This is a genomic window from Leisingera sp. ABD4_442 (genome assembly GCF_056160905.1).
This window is the reverse complement of the sequence record NZ_JBSWYB010000004.1, coordinates 68,610-95,316: the sequence shown is the minus strand read 5'-3', so window position 1 is coordinate 95,316 and position 26,707 is coordinate 68,610. Positions and strand designations below refer to the sequence as shown.

16 protein-coding genes and 1 pseudogene are annotated in these 26,707 nt (G+C 53.9%); 6 read left to right on the top strand and 11 right to left on the bottom strand.

The genetic code is table 11. From position 1 onward, the window contains the following. Positions 1-43: 43 nt before the first annotated feature. Together ACXAHG_RS05245 and ACXAHG_RS05240 are read left to right on the top strand one after the other, a co-directional pair. Positions 44-4,780 carry a hypothetical protein gene (locus ACXAHG_RS05245; protein WP_475056264.1) on the top strand — a complete coding sequence of 1,579 codons (4,737 nt, stop codon included), beginning with the start codon at positions 44-46 and terminating at the stop codon, positions 4,778-4,780. 403 nt (positions 4,781-5,183) lie between these two features. Continuing rightward, positions 5,184-5,369 carry a LysR substrate-binding domain-containing protein gene (locus tag ACXAHG_RS05240; RefSeq protein WP_475056358.1) on the top strand — a complete coding sequence of 62 codons (186 nt, stop codon included), beginning with the start codon at positions 5,184-5,186 and terminating at the stop codon, positions 5,367-5,369. 266 nt (positions 5,370-5,635) lie between these two features. On the opposite strand, the gene ACXAHG_RS05235 is transcribed toward ACXAHG_RS05240, so the two are convergent. Together ACXAHG_RS05235 and ACXAHG_RS05230 are read right to left on the bottom strand one after the other, a co-directional pair. Next, on the bottom strand, positions 5,636-7,021 hold the full coding sequence (locus tag ACXAHG_RS05235; RefSeq protein WP_475056263.1) for an IS1182 family transposase: 1,386 nt from the start codon (positions 7,019-7,021) through the stop codon (positions 5,636-5,638). A 358-nt stretch (positions 7,022-7,379) separates the two neighbouring features. After that, positions 7,380-7,742 (bottom strand): TetR/AcrR family transcriptional regulator C-terminal domain-containing protein, encoded by a 363-nt coding sequence (locus tag ACXAHG_RS05230; RefSeq protein WP_475056261.1) that lies wholly within the window; start codon positions 7,740-7,742, stop codon positions 7,380-7,382. A gap of 129 nt (positions 7,743-7,871) precedes the next feature. Between ACXAHG_RS05230 and ACXAHG_RS05225 the strand changes: the two are divergent. Then, positions 7,872-8,267: pseudogene (locus tag ACXAHG_RS05225) on the top strand (tyrosine-type recombinase/integrase); the annotation flags it as partial. Positions 8,268-8,527: 260 nt separating this feature from the next. Here the strand turns inward: ACXAHG_RS05225 and ACXAHG_RS05220 are convergent. The 9 genes from ACXAHG_RS05220 to ACXAHG_RS05180 all read right to left on the bottom strand — a co-directional run bounded on the left by ACXAHG_RS05220 (position 8,528) and on the right by ACXAHG_RS05180 (position 22,085). After that, a complete protein-coding gene (locus tag ACXAHG_RS05220) occupies positions 8,528-9,553 on the bottom strand; it encodes a bifunctional DNA primase/polymerase (RefSeq protein WP_475056357.1) in 1,026 nt (341 codons plus the stop codon). An 889-nt stretch (positions 9,554-10,442) separates the two neighbouring features. After that, positions 10,443-10,625: a helix-turn-helix domain-containing protein gene (locus ACXAHG_RS05215; protein ID WP_475056260.1), complete on the bottom strand. Its 183-nt coding sequence runs from the start codon at positions 10,623-10,625 to the stop codon at positions 10,443-10,445. A gap of 97 nt (positions 10,626-10,722) precedes the next feature. Then, the gene (locus ACXAHG_RS05210) at positions 10,723-11,484 is read right to left on the bottom strand and encodes a hypothetical protein (protein WP_475056259.1); all 762 of its coding nucleotides are present in this window, start codon (positions 11,482-11,484) and stop codon (positions 10,723-10,725) included. Continuing rightward, the gene (locus ACXAHG_RS05205) at positions 11,481-12,713 is read right to left on the bottom strand and encodes a tyrosine-type recombinase/integrase (RefSeq protein WP_475056257.1); all 1,233 of its coding nucleotides are present in this window, start codon (positions 12,711-12,713) and stop codon (positions 11,481-11,483) included. The genes ACXAHG_RS05210 and ACXAHG_RS05205 overlap by 4 nt, the downstream gene beginning before the upstream one ends. Positions 12,714-12,911: 198 nt before the next feature. After that, positions 12,912-14,462: a recombinase family protein gene (locus tag ACXAHG_RS05200; protein ID WP_475056255.1), complete on the bottom strand. Its 1,551-nt coding sequence runs from the start codon at positions 14,460-14,462 to the stop codon at positions 12,912-12,914. A 3-nt stretch (positions 14,463-14,465) separates the two neighbouring features. Then, positions 14,466-14,732 (bottom strand): hypothetical protein, encoded by a 267-nt coding sequence (locus ACXAHG_RS05195; RefSeq protein ID WP_475056254.1) that lies wholly within the window; start codon positions 14,730-14,732, stop codon positions 14,466-14,468. Between the two features lie 480 nt (positions 14,733-15,212). Beyond that, complete coding sequence (gene dsr1 / locus ACXAHG_RS05190; RefSeq protein ID WP_475056252.1) at positions 15,213-19,028, bottom strand: anti-phage defense-associated sirtuin Dsr1; 3,816 nt, start codon at positions 19,026-19,028, stop codon at positions 15,213-15,215. A gap of 146 nt (positions 19,029-19,174) precedes the next feature. Further along, positions 19,175-21,088 (bottom strand): DUF262 domain-containing protein, encoded by a 1,914-nt coding sequence (locus ACXAHG_RS05185; protein ID WP_475056251.1) that lies wholly within the window; start codon positions 21,086-21,088, stop codon positions 19,175-19,177. Further along, positions 21,078-22,085: a DUF4917 family protein gene (locus tag ACXAHG_RS05180; RefSeq protein WP_475056249.1), complete on the bottom strand. Its 1,008-nt coding sequence runs from the start codon at positions 22,083-22,085 to the stop codon at positions 21,078-21,080. The genes ACXAHG_RS05185 and ACXAHG_RS05180 overlap by 11 nt, the downstream gene beginning before the upstream one ends. Before the next feature lie 733 nt (positions 22,086-22,818). Between ACXAHG_RS05180 and ACXAHG_RS05175 the strand changes: the two genes are divergently transcribed. Genes ACXAHG_RS05175 through ACXAHG_RS05165 form a run of 3 tightly spaced genes read left to right on the top strand, consistent with a single transcriptional unit; the run spans position 22,819 to position 26,442 of the window. Continuing rightward, complete coding sequence (locus ACXAHG_RS05175; RefSeq protein WP_475056247.1) at positions 22,819-23,496, top strand: vWA domain-containing protein; 678 nt, start codon at positions 22,819-22,821, stop codon at positions 23,494-23,496. 4 nt (positions 23,497-23,500) lie between these two features. Then, the gene (locus ACXAHG_RS05170; RefSeq protein WP_475056246.1) at positions 23,501-24,247 is read left to right on the top strand and encodes a PP2C family serine/threonine-protein phosphatase; all 747 of its coding nucleotides are present in this window, start codon (positions 23,501-23,503) and stop codon (positions 24,245-24,247) included. Then, entirely contained in the window at positions 24,244-26,442 is a 2,199-nt protein-coding gene (locus ACXAHG_RS05165; protein WP_475056244.1) for a topoisomerase DNA-binding C4 zinc finger domain-containing protein, read from the top strand. The genes ACXAHG_RS05170 and ACXAHG_RS05165 overlap by 4 nt, the downstream gene beginning before the upstream one ends. Positions 26,443-26,707: the final 265 nt, after the last annotated feature.

Here is a 26,707-nt window from a genome sequence, read left to right as displayed (position 1 = left end):
TACCAACCATGTTTTGCGATACTCACTAACCTGGAAAGACTTGATGTTTAATATTTCAACTTATTCATTCAAAGAGAGAATGGTTTTCGGTGCGCCTTCTGGAGGATCTGGAGGATCTGGAGGATTCAGCGGTACTGGTACCCCAGATGATCCAATTGATCTTGGTGAGATCGTTGTCGGCCCCTACGAAGGAGGGGGTGATCCTAATGGCGAGGAGGGTGGTTCAGGGGGCGGCGGCACACCTGCTCCCGAACCAATTGACCTTCAGGAAAGGTATGGTGTAAGTGCGCCAGCATTTTCGGAAGAAGCTTTAGGTCAAACAAACGCTATACTAGGTGGGGTTATTACTGGAATTACAGTAATTGGCCTAGTTTTGTCCTTTCCAATTTTTTCAATCCCATTTGCAGTTGGACTTGGGCTTACTGCAGCCGCGACAGCCTATGGCTTAGTTCAATCCCATAATAACAATGAACTTGCCAAGCATGACTTCATTGAAGATCTTCAAGTTGTGGAGGACGCTCTAAATTCTAATGATCCGGAGCGCATGTCAGAAACTTCTGTTCGAGATGCTTTGAATGACATTGCCAATAGTGATCAATTGAACCCCTCTCAGGTCCGAGACCTTAAGGATTTGGTTGACCGAGCTGAAAGTGGGGTCGCAACTGGCGGAACCGCAACTGGAGACGCAGACACCGCAGGGGAACCACCGAGTATCAGGCCTGTTCTCATTGACCTTAATGGCAACGGTGTCGAGATAAATGGCACCGGAACTGTCACCTTTGATGTGGATGGTGATGGGTTCAGGGAGCAAACTTCCTGGGTCGCTCCCGACGATGGTATGCTTGTCATTGACCTGAATGCTGATGGTACGCGGGGCCAGGGAGACGGCGTTATCGACCAATCGAGAGAGCTAGCCTTTTCGCAATGGGGTAACGGAACGGACCTTCAGGCTTTAGCAACAGCTAAAGATGAAAACGGTGATTTCATTTTCAACACTGATCAATCAACTGTCACCATAGGTGGGCGTGAAGTCCAAGTTCTTGACAATCGCGATGCCTCTTGGGGGGAGTTGAGGGTCTGGAGAGACCAGAACCAAAACGGCATCACCGATCAGGGTGAGCTGTTTACTTTGGAGCAGCTTGGAATTTCTCAAATTAACTTGGGATACGATAATGGTCTGGGGTTCGCGAATACCAGTGATGACCTGGAGCTTGATGGAGCCGTCGTTTACGGCAACGCATCTTACGTCAGGGACAATGAGCTGGTGATTGGCGGCGTTGCAGATGTTTCCTTTGCAACAACCGAAAATGGTTGGAAGTTTGTGGAAACCGAGACAGGCTATCAAATTGAGTCTGAGGAAGGCGGCGTACTAAAGTACGCTGTTGTAGGCGATGAGGGTCATTCAAACATTAACTTGAATGACCTGGCTCTTGACGGTGCATTTGGGGACGAAAACGTAAACAAACTGGATGCTGCTGGCCATTCACGTTCAGTACTGGTTTTCGGTGGCGCTGGCAATGACAGCGTTTGGGGCGGCAATAATGACGATGTATTGTCAGGAGATTCCGGTTCTGACGATATTCGCGGTCATGGCGGCAATGATCTCTTGTTTGTTGACGCTGAAGATTTGATTAGCGGCAATGTAAATGGTGGCGACGGTATCGATACGCTTATCGTTACCGGCGATACGGGAGCAAATGCAGTTCTCATAGACCACGGAGTCGAGGCGGCCCAAGGCAGTGAGGGAGATGACATTCTCTCAGGTGCGGGAATGCTGGATGATCTGCCGATCTTTGGCGGCGGCGGCCATGATACGATTACTGGCGGAAGTGCCGATGACTACCTTAGAGGAGACGATGGCCGTGACCAGGTTAATGGCGGGAACGGTGATGACTTCCTCTCAGGTGGTGCTGGAGCCGATACACTGACAGGCGGGAATGGTGATGACTTCGCGCTTGGAGGCGGTAACCACGACCATTTGAGTGGAGGAAACGGTGACGACTATATCTCTGGCTGGAATGGAAACGATACGTTGTACGGCAATAGCCATGACGACACCTTGGATGGTGGCAACGGCAACGATGTACTGAACGGCGGCAATGGTGATGATACACTGCGCGGGGGGGCAGGAAGTGATACGCTGTACACTTGGCGAGGGGATGACCTTCTGGAAGGTGGTGATGGCAATGATATCTTCCGCGTCGAGAAAACAGCAGAATATGGTGGAAGCGCAAAAGAGGGCTGGGCAATCCTACAAGGAGGTAAAGGCAACGACACCGTTTATGTGAACGGTTCTCGAAGCGATTACTCTTTGGAAAAAGTTGGAGGTAACCAATGGCAATTGGTCAACCATCCGAATGCCATTGACTTGCAAGATATTGAAAATATACATTTTTCTGATGGTACAGTCGTTACCCTCAGCACCGATGCTGATGCCGATACGAGCGATGCCTATATCCGGCATAATTATAACATTTGGCTAGCTGATAACAGTTTCACGACCGGTGCTGATGGGATTCACTACTTCAGCGGATCAACCCTTGGATGGGAAGGCCCTGCACTGGATGGCTGGCACGGAAACGACTTCCTGTCCGGAAACAACACTGCGGGTCTCAGCCATGGGCACGAAGGAGACGACACCCTCGGTGGCTACGGCGGCAACGACACATTGAGCGGTGGAACGGGTTCAGATGGTGTCTTCGGTGGTGATGGCAACGATAGTCTGCTTGGCGGTTCCGGCGCCGACATCATGTCAGGTGAAAATGGTAACGACACTCTAAAGGGCCACGAAGGTGCCGACTTGCTTTGGGGCGGAGATGGCAGTGACGTAATTTATGGCGGCAGCGGCGGCGATATGCTGAGTGGCGGTTCCGATTCCGACGTTCTGAATGGAGAGGCAGGGAGCGACGACCTCTTTGGTGGAAACGGAAGCGACACGCTGAACGGAGGTACTGGATCTGATCGTCTTTACGGCAACGAAGGTGCTGATAGCCTGGCTGGTGCAGAAGGCCACGATAGTTTGAAGGGCGGCGATGGTGACGATACCATCACCGGCGGCGATGGTTTCGATGCTCTATATGGCGAAGGCGGTAATGACTCCCTTGCAGGCGGTGAAGACGATGACCAGCTTATTGGCGGAATAGGGAATGACACACTCATTGGTGGAAACGGTCGGGATATTCTTCAAGGTGGTGCAGGGGCTGATAGCCTGAATGGCGGCAGCGGTATTCTGGATGTTGCAAACTACGAGGGTTCGTCGGCGTCTGTTACCATAAATCTCACCAATGCAACCGCTTCAGGTGGCCATGCCGAGGGAGACACGCTCACTGAAATCGAAAGCCTCGTCGGTTCTGATCATGCAGATCGCCTTACAGGTAACGACATCGACAACACTCTAGAGGGTGGCAGCGGAAGCGACACCCTGTACGGCGAGGACGGCCACGACAATCTCGCTGGCGGTGATGGCAACGACAGTATTGTAGCGGGCGATGGGAACGACCGTGTTTGGGGCGGGCTTGGCAATGATACAGCAGTTCTGGGCATGGGCGATGATCAGTTTTTTGCAGCCGACCAAAGTGATACGCCACAAGGCGATACCGTGCACGGTCAATGGGGAGACGATGAACTCTATGGCGGAGCAGGAAGCGACTACTTCGCGGGCGGTAAAGGTACAGACCTCCTGAAGGGCGGAGACGGAAATGATACTCTCTATGCCGCGTCAGATGGCAACAATGACCATGGGTTTGACACGCTTGATGGTGGGAACGGAAATGATGTGCTCTATGGTGTCAATGGGCGCCAGATCCTGACTGGCGGCAATGGCAGTGATACCATCAATGGCGGTAACGACTACAACACAGCAGATAAAGACACGCTAAAAGGCGGGTTCGGTAATGATGTACTAGTCTCGGGCCAAACTGGCAGCACTAGTGCCTCGCATCAAGCAAACGGCGACGACATGTATGGCGGAGCCGGCAATGACACCATTACTGGCGGTACAGCCAATGACCGCTTATACGGGGGAAGCGGCAATGACCGCCTGTATGGTGGGAAAGGCGACGATCTTCTGGACACTGGGAGCGGTACAGGAAGCTGGCAGTATGCTTCTGGTGAGAACGGGAGCGATACCTATCTCTTTGACGCGGCCCATGACAAAAAGCTGTTCGTTTCCTCCAGCGGAGAAAAAATCTCTGACGGCGACAATGACCGTGTGGAATTCGGCGACCTGACCGTCAGCAATATCACACTTGGGACTCACGATTACTCGAACGGAAATGGTATCGCATTGCGCATTGTCGGCAATGGCGGGGAATTCCGCGTTGCTCACATGGGTGACGCCATTGAAGAATTTGTCTTCGCGGATGGCAAGACGATCAATAACTTTGTCTACGCGCCAACCACGAAGAACTTGAATGGCAGCGCCATAAACGATCTGATCGCTGCCTCTGATGGCCAGTACAACAACCTTGCAGGGGGCGAAGGAGACGACGTCTATCTGCTTTCAAGCCACAGCGGCAACAATTGGATCCAGCGCAGCGGCGAGTATTCGGGCGAAGGACATGATACCATTGTGTTCAAGGATCTGGTCGCGGACGATTTAGTCGTTGAGACCGTTTCAGATTCAAATAACGGCACTGCCTTGAACGGCAGATCCCTATTGCTCAAATGGGATCTTGATGGCCGCAAAGGGGAAATCGAGTTGGCGGACAAAGGTCAGCACATTGAAGAATTCATCTTTGCGGACGGAACAGTATGGGATGCCGGTGACTTCCTGCTGTGATGCAGAGTAACAGCCTACAACACTAACATCTCACAGGTATGAGGCAGAATAGGGGCGGTGAACCGCCCCTATTTCTTTGCGGGTTTCCCTGCTAGTTCTCCTCCGTTTCCTATTCATAGGGGCGGTCCAAGGTTAGAGCTCAGAGCACACCACGCCCATAGTAAGCCCATAAGCGGCAACTGATATTGGAATCGCAAAGTGCCTGTCCGTCGAGTCACCTTCACGCATAGCGTTGGTTGGGTGTTCATGGTTCTGCTGTCAAAAGAAGAAGCGCAGCGGCTTTTGACGGCATGGTTCTGAACACCCTATCAAAAGCGGTGAAGGGGAACTGATGGACAGGCACGTGCCCCTGTCCAAGGGGAGCTGTTCTTGTGCGATCTAAACGACGTCGCGCTTAAGGACGATACTGGGAATTGCCTACCTGCCCGATCTGTTTGTTGAAAAGGAACTGCGGGAAGGCCGTTTGGTCGCGCTCTTTCCAAAAGTGGCTGTAGAAGTTCTTGGCGTCTACGCGGTATTTCCACCCAGAGACTACATCAGTGCCGCAGCTCGCGCATTCGCCACGGCCGTGGAAGCGGCCTATGCCTAAAGGCACCCGGCTAGCGTGAAGTGTCCAGGCAGAAAATAACCAGCAATCGCAGGCTCAGATCATCTGTCCAACGTAGACGGCACCAGTGTCGGCTTCCGGGGCACTCCAACAACCTTGCAAAGGCCTCTATGTGCAGTGAAGCGGACATAGTTTGATGTCCAAGCTGCACCTGCGGCGAACGGCAGCAAGGGTCCGATTCTGTGGAAAAACAACGTGTTGCTGCCGCAGAATTTAGCGCGCTGAACTCAGTTCGAGCTCCTTTCTGATCAGGCTTTGCGCGTTTGCTGCGGTGCGGGAAAGATCTTCGCCAGTTTGCGGAGGTTTTGGGCTGTGGCGGCGAGGAGGAATTCGTCGTTTGCGCCGCATGGGCCTCGTAATCGAAGACGGCCCAGGCCGAGAATGCGTTTGAGGTGGGCGAAGAGCATCTCGACCTTCTTTCGGAGTTTCATCGAGATGTCATACTGGCGCGTCTTGGAGATGTCTCGAGCAACCTGGCGGGCGTCTTCATGTTCTTCGCGAGTGATTTTGCGTGCATCGGCATTGGGGCAGCACTTAGATTTCGATGGGCAGGCTTGGCAGACGTCCTTCAAAGCGCGGTATCGAGCGGTGCCTTTGCCGGTCGGCCCGCGGTTCGGGTCGGAGTAATTGCGGCGGAACTTCTTGAGGGCATGACCTTCCGGGCAGATATACTGATCGTTCTGTGCATCCCAATCGAAGTCGGCACGGGTCCAGGTGCCATCGTTGCGGCCTGACTTGTCGAAGACCGGAATGTGCGGCGCGATCTCGCGGTCGACCAGCCAGCCCAGAAGCGGCGCAGTGCCGTAAGCGGTGTCGGCGATCAGCCGTTCAGGATGTAGATCGAACCTCTCCTTCACGCGCTTCAACATCGTCTTGGTCGACCCTACTTCAGCCTGCCGGATGGATCTGGTTGCTTCCACATCGACGATCACGCCATGGTCAGTGTCGATCAGATAATTGTCGGAATAGCTAAAGAATGCTGGGCCTTTGCGAGCTGCTGTCCACTGGCTCGCCGGGTCAGAATGCGAGGTGAACTTCGGCTGCACCTCGCTGGCCGCGCCAAACGCGGCCTCATCCAGCGTGTCGAGATACTCGCGGACAGCGCGAGGCGCATCGGTGGGATCGATGCTCGATGCGTCCCAATCTTCCTTCGGCGTCGAGTTCTGCTTGTTAGCATCCGCCTCGATCAGACTGGCATCAATCGCCATGCGCTGGCCGCTGACCAGACCTTCCTCGATGCATCGCGCCACCGTCGTCTCGAACAAGTGGCGCAGCAGTTCGCTCTCGCGGAAACGGCCGTGCCTGTTCTTGGAAAACGTCGAGTGGTCCGGCACTCGGTCATTCAGATCAAGGTGGCAGAACCACCGGTAGGCGAGGTTCAAATGCACTTCCTCACAGAGCCGCCGCTCGGATCGGATGCCGAAGCAATAGCCAATCAACAGCATCCGGATCAGTAATTCCGGATCGACCGAAGGACGGCCCGTATGGCTGTAGAAGTCCGCCAGATGGGTGCGGATGCTGCTCAGATCGACGAACCGATCAATCGAGCGCAATAGGTGATCCTGCGGCACATGATCTTCCAGCGAGAATTCGTAGAACAGCGCCGCCTGAGCTTCCTGCCACGGTCCCATCATCGCCAATCCCTCCCTACAGGACGAATTGAATCAGTGACCTACGCCCCGATCAACCAAGAGTTTTTCAACAAAATAGTCCCGTTCGCAACCTGCTGCGCGCGCAAATACCTGGAAGCCATCAAGGACAGCTATGGGCTCCGTTGCGGCCCTTCGTTGACTTCCGCAGCCAAGAGTCCAGAAACCGCCCGGCGTGAACAACTGCAATGCGGGACCAAACGGACATTTTAAGTTTTGGGTTTGAATGGCCGCTGTGCGAGCTTTGTGATCATAGCGGAAAGCAGCACTGATGGGTTCTGAACCTTCGCTGCGGCCTCCACCAAGGCCGGTTCTGTAGCGAGACACGTTTCGCAAGAACGCTCTATCCTCGCTTCCCATAATGCGACAGGAACATCGCCACGCATTCCTTCATGATGCCATCGGACTTTTGTTTTTCGCCCAACAGAAACTCGGGCCAGAAGAAGAAGTTCTTTACAAGGGCGAGCAGTTGACCCGTTGCAAATGCTGGGTCGGCCTGACGAAGGGTGCCGGCCTTCATCGCGTCGGCAACAAGCTGGGTAACGGGATAGTCATGCGTGGCGCTTTCGGCAAAGAAGGCGCGTGAGCGATCCAGATCGCGCAGAAGCTCAGAGATCACCATCCGGCTCTGCCAAGGCGGTTCAATCATCGCATCGGCAGCCGTGACCGACCACCGCATCAAGAAGATCGCCATGGTGTCGGGCATGATGCGTCGGATGGTTTCCTGTGGACGGACCGCGACGCAGCCCTTCTGCAAATCGAGGCAGCAAACGCAGCGAAGTAGAAGATGTATGAGACTGGCGAACCGATCTACGTTGATACCTTCGGCCTGTAGCCGGGATTGCTGAACCTGCTGCGCCAGTACTGGCGCGAGGTGCGGCCCGAGGGCGGGTTGTTTCCGGGCAAGCCCAAGATCAACCCCCTCTCGTCGCGCCAGCTCCACCGCGCCTTCAGCTCGGCAAATCTCATCGCGGGGATCAAGAAGCCGGGCAGCACGCTGCACACGCTGCGGCATAGCTTCGCGACGCACCTTCTGGAGGCCGGGACGGACGTGCGGGTGAGCCAGGTGCTGCTCGGGCATGCCAAACTCGAGACCACGGAACGCTACACACATGTCGCCACGAAGCTGATCCGTGACACGGCGGGCCCCTGCGAGACGCTGGCCAAGCTGCGGGATCGAAGCCGGGAGCAGCGGACCAGGGCGGTGCCGGCAAGACCCAGGTATCGATAGCGCGCCGGGTCTGATGCCACGGGGAAGTCGATGTGGAACAGCCTCGACGACGTGATCGCGGATCGGGCCCGGTTGCCCCGCCCACAGCATGACGAACCTGCCACTGCTATGTGCGAGTTTCGACCACCGTTGGCTGTCAAAAGGAAAAGTGGCCTTCATTTGGAGGCTCCGCCCTTGTCCCATGATGCGCTGAATGCCATTTGGAACGGGTAATGCCGTTGAACGGGATCCCGTCCACTAATGTAACTAAAGACCTTTTTCTAGCGGAACTGGTGGCGCAGGATTGTAGAAGGCAGGCCAGATGCAATTGGATTAGCTAGCTGGTACAAGGTTGCTCTCTCTCCTGTTACGGCCTTGCTGGCAACTACAAGAAACCCGGTTTCTTGAAGAGCGCGGCGCGCGGAAAGAAACCGCTCACGGGAAAGATCGGTCCGTCGCGTTACACGCATTCTCTGGTGGTTTAGTGCGAACCTCTTGCCTGGGATATGGCCATGGCATTCCAGCAGGGTCACGTAGAGGCTGATGGCATCTGTAAAGCTGGGGAGTTCACGGAGTACGGCAAGAGACTGTCTCCTGATGCGCAGTTCGTTCTGTTGGGGACTGTAGAGCTTGCCTTCAAGGCGCTTCTGCCAGGCCCATTCGGCGATCTTTTGGACCTCTGCGTCAGTCATCGTGCCGGGCTCCTCGCATTGCTCATCCCGGATGTACAGCAAATTGGCCGCCAGCTCCTCTGCAGTGTCCACGAATTCAACCATCGCCCGCGCTTCCTTCGTCAACCGCACATGCCTCTCGCCACAGGCAATTGGCCTGATGGCTGGCGTTCTTGGGTTCACCTGCCGGATGCTGCTGAGCTCAGCCAACGATAGACGGCCCTTTACTATAGTGTAGCGGCCGCCATCGGGGCGCAGCGATCCAGGGCCAACCACATAGCTGTTCACACCGGATTTGACATCAACAGGCAATCCCTCTTCGCGCAGGCTTGGCCTCACGTCCAATTGCCCGCGGTAGTAGAGGTGGCGGCCGCGGGAGGTCTTCACGTGGCAGGCGGACTCTCCGAAACGGGTTTCGAGCATCTTAACAGTGTCCAGATCGTCAATGTCGCAGTCCAGGACTGTCAGCCCTTCAAGCCGAATTCCAAAGCAGCCTGAGTTACACCCGAACATCGGACCGAGAACCTGCCGAAGCGGGATTCGCGGCTTTTGGGAAAACTCCAGTAGCGGTGACTTTCCGTCGTCTCCGCCGCCGAGTGGGAGTAGGCTGAACCCATTAGAGGCAAGTTTTGCCATAACGTCAGCCGGTGGCTTCCCATTGCCGGTCGAGCCAGGGTTTGATTGCGGGCTCATTTGCTTGTCCGGTCGACCCGCGGAAAAACCTCGGGAAGCGCCTGGATCAGGGCTAGCGCTTCAGGAGCAATTTCTCCGCACAAGGCGTGGCTGACTTTGATCAGCGCCTTCCGGGTGATGAAGTAGGAACGGCCCGTCCAACGCGCCCGGCCACATCTCAGACCGCGTCTACGCTGCAGAATCCACTGCAAGCCATCCTTGCAAACGACCAAACGCCAGCGTTTGTTCAGTTTCGCAACAACTCTCGAATAAGCATCCGCCGTCTCGTGATGCGGGTGAGATGCGCGTGTCTCTGGGTTGGAAAGAGAAGAAGTTCTAGCCGGGCCGCTCATCTGACCGCCCTACAGCCTAAGGGCATATCTGGAACGGTTGTTCCACTTCTTGGGGTGAGATGAGTTTTGTCACCATATGGAATCCTGAGCGCAGCAGCAGTGAAGTCGCGGCGCTTGGAAACTGAAAGGGCTTTCGCAGGAGGCGCTTGTCTGGCCGCAGTGGAAAGGTTCCTGCGTTTCCAAACAGCGAGGCAGGTCTGCTGCTTTGAACTGGGCAAGCGCGGAGCCTGCACAGGTTCTTGGAATTTGGCGCTATCAGAGGTGATTGTTGTCATTCCGGCGACTCCCCATAAAGAAGCTCAGCTACGAGGCGTGCGAGATGCTCCGAGAAGCCGTACCGGCGGCGCAAATGAGCCACCCGCCGTTGGCGGTTGTTTGGATCTGGCTGTTGCATGATTGGTCTTCCAAAGTTGAAAAACCGGGCAGAGAAAGATATCTTAGGGACGCAAATCTAAGTGAAGAAGCCCCTGCTGACCCGATCGGGTAAGTGGGGGCATTCCTTAGGTGGCGACCTTTTTGGCTTTCCGATTGAGGTAGTCGTCCAGGTCGGCGCGCTCGATCCGGGTCGCGCCGCCGAACTTGGTAAATACCAGTTCCCCGCGCTTATGGGCCTCGTAAAGCACGCTGCGGCTAAGGCCGCAGTATTCGACGGCTTCGGTGATTTTGTAGAAACGCTTGGTCATCTTGTCCTCGCAGACATTGTTGGATGTGCGAGTACATTCGGTGGTAAAATCTATGTGAAATAGATGCTGCGATTAAATTGGTGTCACGATTAAGGTGTCACGATTTCGGTTTCCGCCCAGCATTTCCGATCCAGGGGCGGAGTTCTCTGGCACGTTCCCAAGCGCGCTTAAAGGATTGTGGTCCAAGGTCTGATAGCTGCGCTTCCATTATCTCTTTCTTGAATTCACCACCTGTGTCGGCAGCCTCGACAATTATTATTGTAGCTTCACGCTCGCGGGCAACGCCCACCAGCCGCTTTAGCTCTTGCGGAGACTTTTCAAAGTCTTGGTCCTGCATCCAGGCTGATATCCTTGCAGAATCCAAATACGGTAGCCGATCCAAACCCTCACAATGGGCAAGGGCAGGTAGATATTTTTTGAAGTCTTTTGAGTGAAGAAAGACATTCTCTCCAATGCTTCCGCTTCGAGAACCACTTTGGCACACAACGACGAACTCCTCTGCAATAGTCTTGGCGGTCGAGATGTCGAAGTACTGATTTCTTAATTTGCCAGGGGCTGGTGGGCAGCCAAAGTCGCGAGTGAGCACTTTTCTGCATTTTTCACCAGGTTTGGCTACGATAAGCGCGTCGACTCTTTCGCAAATTGCCCACATCAGGTCCGCGCTGGCGCGCCAGATGAATCCATCACTTTTGAGATCTTTTGTAACCCCGATGGATGGTGGCGAAGGATGTTTGTTATTTTCTGCATCGATTACATAGCCATCGATGATCTTTTCGCCACTAGGCAGCGCCCCATCCAGAAGATCGTCGATTTTTTGGAGCACATTGTGAACATGAACGTGTTCTCTTTCACTGGTCACTGAGACGCCTCCAGCCTGACAACGTTAGATGAACCGCCAACAACCAGAGCGCCCCATTTGTCTAAAGCGTGCGCCCTTTGCGGCAGGAGCTCGGACTGATTGTAGACGCGGGCTACAGCACTAGGAGCCGAGCCGCTGGCGGAATGGTTCAGAACTCTGTCGGCAACGGCCTCTGGAACCCCGGCCTCAGCCATCGAGGTTGCAAATGCAGTCCGGATGTCGTGGATCCGCCATGGCTCAAAATCGGCCCCCAGCAATCTGTCTAGCCGAGCTTTAGCGCGGCTAATTCCTGACACGGGGGTAACGCCAGTCGTCGTGAACAACAATGCGGTAGAATTGCTGTCGGGCAACCCGTCGCAAATTGCCCTAATCTCCTCCAGAGCGGCGGCGGACAAGTGTGTCGTATGTGTCTTGCCGTTCTTAGTCGTTGAGCCAGGTTTCACGATTTGCGCCTTCTCAACACTGATCTCAGAGCGCCTGAGCGCGAGGATTTCTCCGCGGCGTTGGGCGGTGAGCAACAGAATCCTGAAGAACGGTCCCCACAGTGCGCCCATGTCAAAGGTTGCTGCCCAAATGGCTCTGACCTCGGTTATGGAAAGAACTCTTTCGCGGGCTTTCTCTCTCGCAGCTGGCCCGATACCAGAGCCCACGTCTTCGTGGATGTAGCCGCGGTTCCAGCACCATCTGGAAAAAGCCTTTAGCGCAGCGCGGATCCGGTTTGCATACACGAGACGCCCTTCTCGTGCCTTGGCATCCACAGCCTGCTGGAGAATGGTGCGGCTGAGTTCGGTTATTTTTCTGCCTACATGTTCGCGCAACGCAGTTTCAATTTGCCGGCGCCGTTCCCGGCCAGTTCTCAGGCTGGCCAGGTGAAGGTCGAAATATGTTTCGATCGCTTCCTGTACAGTCAGAATTTCAGCATTGGCTGCTTCGCTCAGGAGGCGCTCTTCTTCTGCTTCGGCAATTCGATCAATTCCCTTGGCGGCTTCTGCTTCCAGCTCAAGTGCTATGGCTCTTGCTTCAGAAAGGCTGACCGGCTCGGGCCACGAGCCCAGTGTGTGCTTCCTTTTGGGCCCGCCCCTAACCCGCTTTTCAAACATCCAGACTGCCCGGCCCGTATAGGACAATCGAAACCGCAGGCCGGGGCGTTTGGTGTCGGAAACCTCAATGCGCCCGGCCTCGGGAGGCACCAGCGATTTGAGGTATCTGTCTGTCAGTTCTCGTTTCATGAGCTCTGGGGGACAATTGGGGGACAAAATTGCCCAGATTATGTCGGACGTTTCCGGACGTTGATGGATGCGGCTTCCTTCGATCTGCAGCAGGCGCGATGGTCAAATTTATTGTAACAAATGAAAAAATGGATGCCACTGGAAGTTTATGGACGAGTTCGGATCACCTTAGGATGATTTTCTGTCAGGGATTTGTAATCAGTAGGTCCGCGGTTCGAGTCCGTGTGGGGGCACCATTTCAAACTTTCCCAGGCGAAAGTCCTCCAAAGCCTTGAAAGGTAAGGAGGTTTGAGCGGTTCGATAACCCTCATTTCGGGTATAGGGTAACCTCTCCGCAAAGACCAATTTCAGTACCGCGCGCTTGTCCTCAAAGCGCTCAGAAGCCCATAGTTTGCTGGGGTTTCCGAGGAAATCGAAAGCGGTTCGATAAACTTGGTCGAAGGGGGCAATGGGTTTGCCGCATTTCTGGATTTTTTCAGCCAGAAATGTCTTTTGTTCCTCTATCTCACGCAGTCGTTCCTCATAGGCATTGATCAACGTGGCACTGTTCGTATCGATCAGGCGGTCAAGAATCTGGGCCGACTTGCGGTCCAGTTGGGTCAATTGCTTCCGCATCGACTGCCTTTCGTCTTCGGCAGATTGAAGGCGCGCCTGCCACAAGTCTCGGAACATTGCGAACGCCATGGCAATCAGGTTTGCGCTTGGCCGCAGATCTTGGAGCAGAAGTTCAAACTCGCCTTCGAGCTTTTCCCTGCGGAAGGACTTTCGATATTCGACACAGCCTTTTGTGTCGCACAGATAGTATGGGTATTTGGCGCTCCGACCTTTGGACCAACACGCGGTCATGGGCTGTTCACAATGCCCGCAGGTGACAAATCCACGCAAAGGGAAGTCTTCGTTCAAGTCTTTTCGTGCTGGAGCGCATGCTGCCTCGTTGAGCCGCTTGTGCACCGCCTGGAATGTCTCATAACTGACAAGAGCTTCATGCTTTGCCGGAACCAGATGCAATCCCCAATCTTCGTGCGAGATATACCCTGCATAGATCAGGCGATTGAACAGTTCTATGACACGCGTCAGGTGAACATTACCCGCCCGGTTCTTTGGAAATGCCGGTTTTCCTTCCAGAAAGCGCGTGACCTCGGTCTTTGATTGTAAGCGCCCCGAAGCAAACCGCTCCATTGCTTCTGCGATGATAGACGCGACAGGTTCATCACGGACAAGGACTTTGCCGTGACCCGATTTGGTTTCGAATTTGTATCCAAGAGGTGCACCGAACACCCAATACCCGTTCTGCATTCTGGCACGCATGCGGTTCTTGGTTTGCTCGCCATTCTTCTCACGCTGGTGCTGAGCAACACTGGCAAGGAGGTTTTCGACCAGGAGACTGTCTGAATCTTCGCCAAACTCAATCGAGGGGCTTTCCAACTTTCCTCCCGCTTTCGCCAGTGAGGCCCGAAGCTGCAAATGCGCCTCCAGCCCACGTGCCAGACGGCTTATGTCGTCGATAATGACAATCGTGCCAGCTTTGCGGTTCTTGCGCAGGAACTGCAGCATATCCATCATGGCGGGACGTGCAGCTAGCTTGCCGCTCATGTCATCCTTGAATACTTTGACCACTTCGTAGCCTTTGTGGCCTGCAAATTCTCTACACCTTGTCTCCTGTGACCCTAGACCATCACCTTCGCGTACCTGCTTGGTGCCTGAAACACGGCAATAGATGACAGCTTTTTGTAGTTTTTGTTTTGGCATTATCTATCGTGTTCCTTTCGTGGCGTTGAATGTTTCGGACAAGTTCTGCGGCGCGACAGCATGACCTGCCGAGTTTAGCATAGTAGGCTCCGCCAATGCATTTTTCTCCACCTGACCTTCGATACAGATTTGTGTGGGATCATCCTCAAAGGCCCGGCTGACAAAGCTGTCCATGGCATTGTAAACCATGTGGATAATCTCTTCTTCACGTGCCTCGCTCAGCCCAAACGGAGCAAGGTGCTTTCTGTATTTGGCTAGATGTGGTGGCATGCAGGTACGCTTCCTGACCGCAACAGTGCGGTCAGCCTCTCAGTGTGCTTCTGGTTGAAAATACGCACAGCGGAACACATGGCTCGACGCTTTGGCGTGCAAGGCTCTTACTGCAGGATTGGGGTCTGCACAGTAGCTTGCTGTTATTTGGTGATTGTCAGCGCGATTTCAAGAAAGTCCAAACGCTTTCATGGCGTTGATAGAAATAAAGTCTCACAAAACTCCCCAAATGTCAACGTTTCTTACCTAATATCACTCAGATGACTAAAGCACACTTACAGTCTCGTACTTTCGAAGAACGGGTGTCGGGAAAACCGGACCTTCACTGCAGAAGCTACAAATCACTGCAATTTATGACTTTCCAAATGCGAGTGGCGGCGAGCAGACATTCGCCGCAGGAAGTGCTGTGGTGCAGGTCGGAGAGGTGAGGATTTACGGCACACAATTCCAAGCCGATTTGCCCGTCTAAATCCTGTGCATTCAACCATCACGCCTCCTAAGATATCCGTCAAGCCTTTGGAAATCTGTGTTCTCGGCTAAGTTGGGAGCAGCACGTGCGATTTCGTCCAAGCAGTTTCTTAGTTCACTGGGGGGCCAGGGCTGGTCGTCAATGATCAAACTCAGAAGCTGTAATGCTTGCTCTGGAAATTGACTACAAAGCTTAGCTTCGTGAAGTTGATGCACAACGTAGTTTGGGTGTTCAATTGGGCGCAACCAATCAGAAACTGAAGCAAGGGCCGAAGGGAACTCAAGCCCAGCAGCTATACTCAATTGTGCAAGGCGTTCAGCGAGTGATGGTGAAGCAAGATGGAATGACTTGGGCCAGATGTGCTGCCAGAAAGGTAGCACTCGATTTTTCCAATAATCCTCTCTTTGACCGCTAGCTCCTTCAAGCGCTTGCGTAAGTGTCTGTACACATTCCCGCAATGCTTCTTTAGGCAGCGCAGCAATGGCAGTGCGAAACTCCTCCACCTCGTAGTCTTCGATAGGTTCCAGGGCCATGTAGGTAAGAAGAGCTGCGAACTGGCGGGCGCACTCACCCAGGTCGTCGTAGTGAGGGGCAGTCTCTAGTAGCTGTGGTTTGAGCGCTGTCATCAGTGGCGGAAAAATCCGCGGTGACCAAAGGAAACCTTGCCAGGCCGCCCGGGCTTCTACCTCATTTCGCTTCCAATCAAAAAGCGGTAGCAACCATTTCTCAGACCAACCCCGGTCAACACGGAATAAAGCGATTGCTCTCGAGCACAACAACAGCCTGCCGTGGCCAAACTGGCTAGCGGTTGTATCGCAAAGCTCTGAGAAGAAAGGTTTAATGTCCTCGGGAAGCTGATCATTGTCATTTGGCTCTCGCTTCATCCAAAGATTGATTAATGCGCCAGTGACATGCCCAATCGGATGGTTAAGCGCCTCCGTAATTAGATCATCCTCACCCACAGCACTCAAGTCAGTTTCAAGTGGTAATTCCAACACTCGTCGGCACAACTCCAATAGGATCGGTTCGTGCCGTTTTGTTGCTTTGGAAACTGCTTCGAGCCACCAGGCAAGCGTGGGGGCTATTTCCGACAACACTTCATCCGGGATAGTTTTGACTAGGGGCGCAGCGTACCGCCAAGAGCGACGTGCGACATCCCGCTCTGACCAAGTTTGCAATGCCTGGTTCCAACGCTGAACCGGCCACTCACGTTCAAGAGCAAGATCGCACAACGCGAACAGACTATGAAAAAACCTTGTGCGACAGCTGTCCCGCCAAGTGTCTTCGAACAAAGGGCTCTGATCGCTTGATGGTTGCTTTAGCCATTCAACCAATTCGCGTCGTTTTCGAGGCGCAATATCTACTTTGCGACTTTCTTCGTAGTCAGGGTCGCCTGTGCCGCTGCTCCAAATGGAGAATTCATCGCGTTCGTTGTTCGCCAATTGCCAAATGGGGTGCGCTTCGGACAGTTCCGCCAAACGCTTCGCCGCACTTGTTCCCAACTTCAGGCCGGATGAACTCAACTTTGCCAAACGAAGCCAAACTGCGTGATCCCTAAGATCTAGCCATCGGTCTAGCTCAAGGTTGTCACCAAACCTCTCGCGCGGCGGGCCCGCCAAGATAGCTTTTTCAAGCCTTTCTTGTGCTGAGGGCGTCAAGCTCTGCCCTTGCAGAACCATTAAGCGGAGCGTCTCCCTCATTGTATCTGAAGACCAAAGCCACAATGCACTATCCGCCAAAAGCCAACCGACCCACTGATTGGGTGGGATGCAGTCGTCGTGGCTCGCTGCAAATAATGCCAGTCGTTTGAATGTTGGGTAGGGAATTTCAAACCAAGCCTTAGCGATAAGGCGGGCACGGGCAAGGTCATGCCCGAACACCGCTAACCAGGCATCCCTCGACAGTTCAATCAGCGTGGCCCAATCACGGAAACCTCGGTTCTGCCAATGCGGGCTGATAGAAGGTAAAGCCCATACAGACCCATCACGGTAATCGTCAGCGCCACCCAATTCTCGAAGTAGATCTAGCGCATCCAACAGCAACTGCTGAAAGTCCATTACTAGCAATGGCAAAGCTACTGACCAATGTTCACTTGTCAGATCTCTAAGCGTCGAGCGAACGTGATCTGTTGCCAAAACCAATTCCCAACTGACGAGTTGTCCAACTTGAGTTGGTTCGTCACCACTGCCTTGCTCGGTGCCCCATCGAAACGGCTTCTCCAATCGTATCTTCGGCTGCAGGATGTCTCTTAGTTCCAAACGCACAGTTGCGGTGAGTCCGTCCCTAGCTAATCGTTTTTTCCAAGCAAACAAATCTGAGCGTGACCAATGAGTTTTCACCCTCCCGGACAATAAGAAACGCCACAGGCATCGCATTGGTGGGGTGGGTACGGCGTTGGGCGCATCGGCACGAATTGCATCCAACTCTGTAGAGTTGCCTTCGTGCTCCAAGAGAGCAAGCCGATCAAGTTCGTTTTTGATCAACCATGACCAACGATCATGCAGTTGCCCCCCACATTGAGCGATCCAAATAACCAACTCTGGATCGTTTAGGTGGCGTAACAGCCAGCGCGATAGGTGGAACATTACATCGTCCCACTGTGAGCCCATCTTGCCGTTTGAAACTAAAGTCATTGGTGGCGTGAGGTTGTAAGGAGCGGGGCGATGGATCAAGCTGAACTGGAGCCCGCTGTCGTCATCGTTATGCGGTCGCACGCCAAAGCGGTGAAGATCACTGTGATTATAGCGTTCATCCGAAAACGCTGCCGTTAACCACTCCAAAGAGGGCGCAGGGTTGAAATCGGCAAAGCGCTTTGCCGGAAGCCCTGTCTTATCCGACAACGCCCAGAGCATTCGGCCAACAAAATCGTCTTGTTGCGTGCTAGCTGACGGTCTTGCGAGAGCATGGCTAACAACAATCTGCTCCTTACCGAGGATTCCATCGCGGTAAGTAGCAGCCCAAGAATGTAATGTCTTATGAAGCGCTGAGTGATTGGGACTTCCTGCGGGAACTTCATAAAGGATCGGGGTAACTCCTTTAGCTTCCCATTCTGTGGTTTTTTCCTCGAGGTGCCCCGGTTCGTAGTCGCCGAATGCCCATGCACGCGGTGTACTTTCCCCCAACATACGATCAGCAGCCAACGCATCCATCATATAGCGGAGAACCGGATCGTTTATGCTATAACCCACGAAGCAAACGACATAGTTTCGAAACAGCTCACTTGCGAAGCGGGCCGCCCAACGCTCCGTTAGATAGGCCAGTCCAAAGTCTCCGCTGGTGAGCACCAAACGGTTCAAGGTTGTACCATCAGCTTTCTGTGCCAAAAGTCCATGCAGATAGATCAGACCGTCCCATCGGCTGTTTTTGGGAACCGGCAGCATGGGCGCCGAATAAGCTTCAAACTTTTGCCCTGTGCGTTTTGCCGCGGTTTCGAATAGACGGTCAAAGTTTGTTGTAACTAGGCGCACAGCTCCACTGCGGCTACGAGCAAGTGTTAGTAGGGCTGAATGGGTATCGGTGGCCCCCTTGCGGCGGAGTTTAGGCTTTAGCGCTTTTTCAAGAGCGCGCCTGACAGTCAGTCGTTGTCCAGGTACTCGCCGCTCCAGCAGGTCTAGTGTTGCGTCAAATTGACCACGATCAAATGCCTCTTGCTCGATGGGCAGAGGAGGCGTGCCAACAATTTTGTAGATGTCTTCTACCAGGCCACGGAAACCGGGCAGTCCTGCAGGATAGGAGATGCCTGCTCCGCAAAAGAAAACCACTTTGCCTTCTTCATGAGCCATTAGCAGTTCATCAGGAACGTCCGGGCCTTTGGCAATAAATTGCATGTATTCTCTCAGTTATTCGCGGTGAGTCGGAAATACTCTTTGCTCACGATCGAATAGCTGCCGGTAAGCCTGGAGCTCCGATCGTGCACTAGACGCTGCTTGAGGTCGGTGCGAAGTGCACCGATTACTGTCTAAAGCTTGGCTTATCAGGCGGTCTGTTCGGTAACTGAAAGCGGTGGCCAGATAGCCAACGCCTTATCCGCCAACGCTTCACTTCTCTCCCTTATGCAGGCCTCGTTCCAGTTTTCCTCTTTAAGAAACCATTTGTTCAAAAATAGACCAGTGTGCTCATTCAACTTTTCACGTTTCTCTATGAATCCTTTGTTGCCAGACGAGATATTCAGACTGCCCGTCAATAGCGTCAGATTTCCGAGAGTATGAAGCACCCTGTTGCGGTTTTCAGCTTTGGGATCGCTGGACCAGCGTTCGACGAACTCCTCGTCTCCGAAAGGCCATTCCGCTGTCCATGACACAGGCAGGACATGCTCCGTCCACAACCCGTCTGGCATAGCTGTCTTTTCAGAGAACTTAGTGCGGCTGGCTTCCTCCAATTCCCATAACACGTCCTTGATCCGCGTTTGCGGGGCCAATGTGTATGCAGGTTTCGAGAGTATTCCTTGGCGAAACTCTTGGTCGCCGGGAAAACGTGTGCTGTCGCCGGTGCGCTGACCAAAGTATTCCTCAAACTCTTCGACCGACGGGGCTCTTTCAAGAAACGCTTGAGAAAGGCCTTGAAACACCCGGTTGAGATTCTTCGCGGTCAGTCCCGACAAGGCCCGTCTCACGATATAGGAATAGATCAGGAGATATAGTTGGCGCTTCTCATGCTCTTCGATTTCGGCGGTATTTACCTGTAAGGCGACGGGATAGGCCGTTGTGACTTGCCAAGCCGCCAGTTTGCGCCCGAGCCAGTAAAGATCCTTGTCCTCGACCAAACGACCTTCGAGGGTTTCGTAAATCGGCGAGTACTTACCAAGAAGTTGGAGTTCTTCCTCGACCTTGTCGAACCGCGATTTACCCTTTGGAACGGCGAACGCCCGGTATTCGGCATAGAGTTCGCGCATCGAGATTTTCTGCCCCGTCTCAGCGGCCAACACGTGAGTCAGAAAATGGTCGATCCGGGGCCTTGTGGGACGGGCAAAGGGCGCGCGCTCCTTCCACCAAGCATGATCAAACGGATCCCAGAGTTTGTGGTAAAGATCTTCGACTTCAGCCTCTTCTTTCTCGGCGCGATAGAATATGTTGTTGCGCACGAGGTCCATAGCGAGCAGCGGCTCACCTTTGGAATTTAGCGTCTCGAAGATCACCTGCGCATCGTCGTCCTCGCCCAGGGTGATAACAACCAGCTTCATCCGGTTCAAAAGAGCAGTGAGCATGGCCTCCAGGCGCGCTTGAATCGCCTCGTTGGTATCGGTTTCATCCCCGATGGTCGGGTTCTCTCCGTCCAACTCATCGTCTTCACTCAACTCAGCCGACCCGAACTGAGCGAAATGATCGATCAGCCGATAGAACTCCTCATAGGCACGAAGCGCGCGGAACTGGGTGTTCTTTGGAACGCGGCCTCCCCAGTAGTGCTTTCCGTACCGGCTTCTGATTGTTCTGTATTTCTCTTCAACTATGTCGTGGAAGATCTCCTGATCCGAAGGCGTCGGGGTAAGTTTGAACCGGGTTAGCTTGTCGGTGTCCTTTGACTTCAGTTTGTTGAACAAGTAGTCGCTGACATGCTCGGCCACGTCTTCAAACTCGTGCTTGCGGGCAACTTCACGCAAGGCTGCGAGGAACAACTGAAAGGTGGTCAGACGCTGCTGGCCATCCACAATCTGCACACGGGGCGTCACCCCGATCTGGGCGGCCTCTCCAATAGGGGCCAGAATCAGCGCCCCCATGTAGTGCTGAAACCGGCTCTCGCCCTCCAGAACCTCGATGGCTTTGGCTTCGACGTCCTCCCAGAATGGAATGAGCTGTGTGTCGTGCCATTGATATTTTCGCTGATAGAGCGGCACCATGAAGCGGCGTCCCTCAGCCAGTATTTCTTCGACCGCATGATCGTCAGCCTGCATCTTCTTCTCCTTCTGGCGGCCCGCCCCAGACACGCGCGGTCTCAGAGTCAAAGAAACTGTACGGGACGCCATTTCCTCCGAGCTTCTTGTACTTAGCCAGTTCGGCATCCAAGGCCGTGACCTTGTCGCCGTTCGGCTGGAAGACGCCGAAATAGACGTGCTTAGCCTTTGAACCGAAAACTGCATCATAAATGTGAGCGTCGTTTGGATCTGCGCTGTGCCCGAACACGAAAACAGCGGCAGTGGTTTCCTGCAACGTGCGATAGCAATGGCGGAGATACTCGACGGAGTTGATCTTGCGCAGCTTCGATGTCGAAGTGCCCTCGGCTACATACAGGGGAAGGCGTCCGTTGTTCGCGATCTCGTGCGTGATGTTCGCTATGACACCATCACCATCGTTCAGAGCCTTGTAAACATCGCCGACTCTGTCTTGAAAAAGGTGTAAGCCGCCATGCAGGTTGAAAGTTCGGCAGTATGCGCCTTCTTGGAACGGGCCTTTGAAACGCCCATCTTCCACGTTTTCGCCAAGGCCAAACCCATCGGTCAAAAGACTTTTTTCCAAATTCACCCAATAGAGCAGCAGATCATAGTTTAACGTGAAGACCTGCCCTTTGCTAAAGTGCTTCAGAAACGCCGCCGCGCTTTCATATTGGAGTTCGAGGTCTTCCCGATGGGCGGGATGGGTCGCGTTGACGGCGGTGACGAGGGCTTCCCTTACCCTTTGAGCGTCGGCTTCGAGTTCGCCTGCATGAACGTCGTTTCCGTAGGCTCGCTCGACGATGGTTGCGTCTTCCAAAGCGCGGATAACCGCTTCGAAATCCACGGTGCCAAGTTGGTCAAACAGCGCTTTGACGGGGCTGCCGTCGTCTAGCTGGGCCTCCGCCAGAAGGTTCGCGTAGTTGAAGTATTGCGCGGAAAAGCCGTTGCCGATCAGGAGAGCCTTGTCGTCACCTTCTGTGGCTTCAATCGCTTGCTGGAAGCTGATGATTTCAGGCATACTGATCAACCAATTCCTTAAACCTCTACTTGCGTGCGAACGTAATTTCTTTACTTTTGGGGGAGCTTGACTGAGACTCAGCCGATAGGCAACAGCCGAAATAATAGCGCGTCGCAACAGACGAGATTGACGCCACAACAAGCCGACCGATTACGTTATGCCAGTTCGATCAGTTATAGAGAATTGCTGCTATGACAGGTTTCAGCGGAGGCGATGCCAAAGCTTACAGACGGCGTCCTGCCTATAGCGCCGTTCACGACGTGCTGCGCGCGAAGGCCTGGCAAGCGATCAAGGTTCGCCAAGGGCTCAGTGTGAATTCGCGGCGAAACCGTTGAAGATCTAATCTCGGTTCATGAGGCGTCGGGGGCGTGAGAGTTGGCAAGTGACGGCAATTTGAGAAAGAGAAAAGATACGTTCCGCAAGATGTGTGCGGGTGTATGACACCGCACCCCCTTGGCAAGGGGGTCGCTGCGCACCCCCGTTGCATCCCCTGGGCAAAAAAGGTGTGAACCACCTCGGCCCAGACCGATCTGCCGTTTCTATAAAGTAACTTCGCAAAAGTTGACCCTTACTGAGATGGTGGCGTGTTCAGTGGATCGGGCCAATCCTCGCGTAACCGACCCGACAAGAGTGTTTGTCTCATCAAGCCTATGGACCTTTTGGCGCGTGTCCTGTGTAGTGCGTTCAGCCTAAACGTGATACCGCGACGAAATCCTATTTTTGAGGGGCAGGCATGAACGAATTTGAACAAGAACCATTTGTTGACGCCGAACTGATGGAGAACCCAGAGCCGCGATGCCCAGTATTGCTGCTGCTAGATACATCATATTCGATGAATGGGGCTCCAATCTCAGAACTTAATGAAGGGTTGGCTACACTTCGACAGGAGCTCACGTCAGACTCGCTTGCTGCAAAGCGTGTAGAGTTGGCAATCATTACATTCGGCCCAGTTGAAACCCGAAATGAGTTCACTACCGTTGACAACTTTTTTCCCGAAACTCTGGAAGTTGGAGGAGCTACGCCAATGGGCGAAGCGATCACAGCTGGCCTAGATATGTTGCGCGGTAGAAAGGATCATATCCGTGAGAACGGGCTAAAAATCTTCCGCCCTTGGGTGTTCCTCATTACTGACGGCGCACCAACTGATAGCTGGGGCGAAGCAAAACGGCGGGTCCATGAGGGCGAAGAACGCAAAGAGTTCATGTTCTATGCTGTGGGCGTTGAGCAGGCGGACATGGGTGTACTTGGGCAGATCGCCACGCGTCAGCCCCTGAAGCTAAAAGGGCTGGCCTTCAAAGAACTGTTCCAGTGGCTTTCCAGTTCCCTTAGCGCAGTTTCGCAATCCAACCCTGGCGATGCCGTGCCGCTCGTAAACCCCACCGCCCCGGATGGCTGGGCAGTAGCGGAATAACCCCATGGCTTGGCGGTGGGCGGCTGCTTCGGAAGTCGGCACGTCCCATATTCGGAGCGGGGAAAGGCTGCAAGATGCCTATGCCGTCTCGGTGATGCGGGGCGATTGTGTGTTTGCCATTGTATCAGATGGTGCTGGAAGTGCTGAGTTTGGCGCTTGCGGGGCATGGCTTGTGTGCCGAACGTTGAAGGTACTTTTTCGTGATTGGTTCCATGACAATTCGGGCTTGCCGAGTGATGAATTGCTTGCAGATTGGATAGATGAAGTTCGCGACAGGATTGCGGCAATTGCGGAGAAGCGAGAAAGAGCACCTCGCCAATTCGCATCTACATTGGCCGCAGTTGTTTCAACGCCGGACGAAACATTGACCTTGCATGTCGGAGACAGTGCCGTCGTAGCGCGCCGCACTGAAGAATGGGATGTTCTTTGTTGGCCTGAAAACGGTGAATACGCGTCAACCACATACTTTGTGACCGATGATCCTGAGCCCCGTCTAAATATCTCGCGTTACACGCGGTCACATGACGCCTTCGCACTGTTTTCTGACGGTATCGGCGACTTGGCGCTATCGCACTTAGACCAATCGGCATCGCCTCAGTTCTTCAATCCTATGTTGCGGCCAGTTGATAACGCACCGGGTGCTGGGCGGCTTCCTGAGTTGTCAGCGAAGCTAGGATCCTACCTTTCAGGAAAGACTATCTGTGAACGTACTGACGATGACAAAACGCTCATTCTCATTTCGGGAGCATGACGTTGCAAGATATCGTCATCGGGAAGGACCGTGTCTCCGTCGCTGAACAGATTGGCAAAGGCGGAGAAGGCGAAGTCTATGCGATCAAGGGGCGGGCCGGGCAAGCAGTCAAAATTTATAACGCAGATCTTCGCTCAAAGCGGGAAGACAAAGTGCGAGCGATGGTGGGCGAAGGCCTTGCCTTTAAAACTGATCTGATCGCGTACCCTGGTGAAGTTGTAACCGACCAAAGTGGGAGTTTCCTTGGCTTTGTTATGCGGCTCGTTTCGGGCTATCGACCGCTGCACGAGCTATACAGCCCCAAATCACGGATGCGGCATTTTCCGAAGGCGGACTATCGGTTTCTGATACATGCAGCGCTGAACGTTGCACGTGCCGTTGGGAAGGTCCACCAAACGGGATGTGTTATCGGAGATTTGAACCATTCCGGCATTCTTGTCGCGCCCGATGCAACTGTTGCCTTGATTGATGCCGACAGTTTTCAGTTTCGCCTGAATGGCACGTCCTACCCCTGTGTCGTTGGCGTACCGGATTTCACACCACCAGAGCTTCACGGAAAAAACCTAGCGACAGTGGAGCGCACACTTGCACATGACAATTTTGGATTGGCGGTGGCGATTTTCCATTTGCTTTTGATGGGAAAGCACCCGTACGCCGGAATCCGTAAAGGCCCCGAAACGTCAATGGGCGAAGATATTGCCCAGAACCGGTTCGCCTACTCGCAGTTGCGGCAATCTCAAACACAGACCAAACCGCCGCCCGGCGCCCTAACACTCGATCTGTTTCCAGACACGGTTTCAAAGGCGTTCGAAGACGCATTCGGACTGTCACCGGGCGCGCGTCCTAGCGCGCTGGACTGGATACGCGCCTTGTCGAAGCTGGAAGGCTCTCTGAGCCGTTGTAGCAAGGTCAAGACACACTACTATCCCAGTGCTGCCAAGGGTTGCGTATGGTGCAAGCTGACCGCCAAAAGTGGTCTGGACATGTTCCCGGACCTGTCGGCGGTTACCCCGAATATTCCGACCGATTCGAGGGGCACCGAACAAGCCATTCGCGAAATTTTGGCGTTCCGCTTCCCGACAGTTGGCGAATTGCTCCCTGCGACTTCGGTTCGTGGCACCAGTGCGGCTCTGCGCGAGGCTAAGGGTAGTAAACGTGGGCGCGCGCTTTTTGGTTTGCTCATGATGAGCGGAGCGGTTGTGGGGCTCATATACGCTGCGCCAGCATTCTACGTTTGGATTGGATTGGCAATCTGGGGTTGGTTTACGTTCAATGATCGTGAGGTGTCATCTAGCCGGTTTGTTCAGGCTTACAAAGATACCGATGAACAGGTGCAGCGCGAGTTGAACGCTTTTGTACAGCGTAATGGACTGACTGAGGTTGTGAAAGTACGTGGTGATCTGGACGCCGCGATCTCCGCCTACAAAAGGCATGACGACACGCTTGCGCGCGAGGTGATGATACTCAAGTCCAACCGTGAGGCGCGTCAGCGACAGGCGTATCTTGATAGCTTCTCGGTACGTCGTGCGAACATCTCTGGTATCGGACCTGCGAAGACAGCGATGCTGATTTCTTTCGGTATCGAAACCGCAGCTGATGTAAACCGTCCTGCAGTTCTACGGGTTCCCGGCTTTGGCGATGTGATGACCGGCAAACTATTGGCATGGCGGCGCAGGCACGAGTCTCGGTTCAAGTATGACCGGACGCCAAACGCTCAGGACGTTGCCGACGAAAGGGCATTACGTGGGCGGTTCGCCACTGAGAAAGCCAAGCTGGAATCCACGATCCGCAGTGGGTTGGGCACTCTTCGAAACACACGGACAAAATTAGACACATTGCCTGCACGCGCGAAGAGCGACAGGGCGCTTACTGAGGCACTTGCCGCAAGGGCACAGGCCGAACGTGATTTGAAAGAACTGGGGGTTTCTGTTCCCCCATCCACGGTGGCATTGACGGTAACACCACCACAGCGCTCAGCCCCGCAGCCACACAAAGCACCGCCCGTTACAACGACGTCCCTCCCGCAACATACTGGTGTAGCTCTTGTGCCGGATTGTCCTTTCTGCGGCAAATCCATGGTGAAGCGAACCGCACGAAGAGGACCAAATGCGGGCGGGCAGTTCTGGGGTTGTTCCGGCTATCCGCACTGCAAAGGGACTCGAAATCTATCTGGCAAATCACGCTATAGCCCATAGTGGCATAAAGCTATTCCAGCATTTCGATCGAAGTCATTAATTTCCCTGCATCTATAGCAAACAGCCAGGCGAAATTTTTGACACGAATGCTTGTATGGGAAAGTTAGCTTTCTCTATACCAACCACACGGCTCTACAGCAGAGGCAGACGATCTGTGCGTGTGTTTCACACGCTAGGAACCTGTTTTTACAGCGTACATCAAATCCGGTGACGCGATGCTGTGGGTCAATCATCTTCCGCCGCTTTTGCGGTCTCCCGAGAAGAT

Excerpts from the sequence above, each read along its gene's own strand:
- ACXAHG_RS05245 (WP_475056264.1), top strand. The coding sequence starts at position 44 with ATGTTTAATATTTCAACTTATTCATTCAAAGAGAGAATGGTTTTCGGT.
- ACXAHG_RS05235 (WP_475056263.1), bottom strand. The coding sequence starts at position 7,021 with ATGATGGGACCGTGGCAGGAAGCTCAGGCGGCGCTGTTCTACGAATTC.
- ACXAHG_RS05230 (WP_475056261.1), bottom strand. The coding sequence starts at position 7,742 with ATGCCCGACACCATGGCGATCTTCTTGATGCGGTGGTCGGTCACGGCT.
- ACXAHG_RS05220 (WP_475056357.1), bottom strand. The coding sequence starts at position 9,553 with ATGGCAAAACTTGCCTCTAATGGGTTCAGCCTACTCCCACTCGGCGGC.
- ACXAHG_RS05215 (WP_475056260.1), bottom strand. The coding sequence starts at position 10,625 with ATGACCAAGCGTTTCTACAAAATCACCGAAGCCGTCGAATACTGCGGC.
- ACXAHG_RS05205 (WP_475056257.1), bottom strand. The coding sequence starts at position 12,713 with ATGAAACGAGAACTGACAGACAGATACCTCAAATCGCTGGTGCCTCCC.
- ACXAHG_RS05200 (WP_475056255.1), bottom strand. The coding sequence starts at position 14,462 with ATGCCAAAACAAAAACTACAAAAAGCTGTCATCTATTGCCGTGTTTCA.
- ACXAHG_RS05195 (WP_475056254.1), bottom strand. The coding sequence starts at position 14,732 with ATGCCACCACATCTAGCCAAATACAGAAAGCACCTTGCTCCGTTTGGG.
- dsr1 (WP_475056252.1), bottom strand. The coding sequence starts at position 19,028 with ATGCAATTTATTGCCAAAGGCCCGGACGTTCCTGATGAACTGCTAATG.
- ACXAHG_RS05185 (WP_475056251.1), bottom strand. The coding sequence starts at position 21,088 with ATGCAGGCTGACGATCATGCGGTCGAAGAAATACTGGCTGAGGGACGC.
- ACXAHG_RS05180 (WP_475056249.1), bottom strand. The coding sequence starts at position 22,085 with ATGCCTGAAATCATCAGCTTCCAGCAAGCGATTGAAGCCACAGAAGGT.
- ACXAHG_RS05175 (WP_475056247.1), top strand. The coding sequence starts at position 22,819 with ATGAACGAATTTGAACAAGAACCATTTGTTGACGCCGAACTGATGGAG.
- ACXAHG_RS05170 (WP_475056246.1), top strand. The coding sequence starts at position 23,501 with ATGGCTTGGCGGTGGGCGGCTGCTTCGGAAGTCGGCACGTCCCATATT.
- ACXAHG_RS05165 (WP_475056244.1), top strand. The coding sequence starts at position 24,244 with ATGACGTTGCAAGATATCGTCATCGGGAAGGACCGTGTCTCCGTCGCT.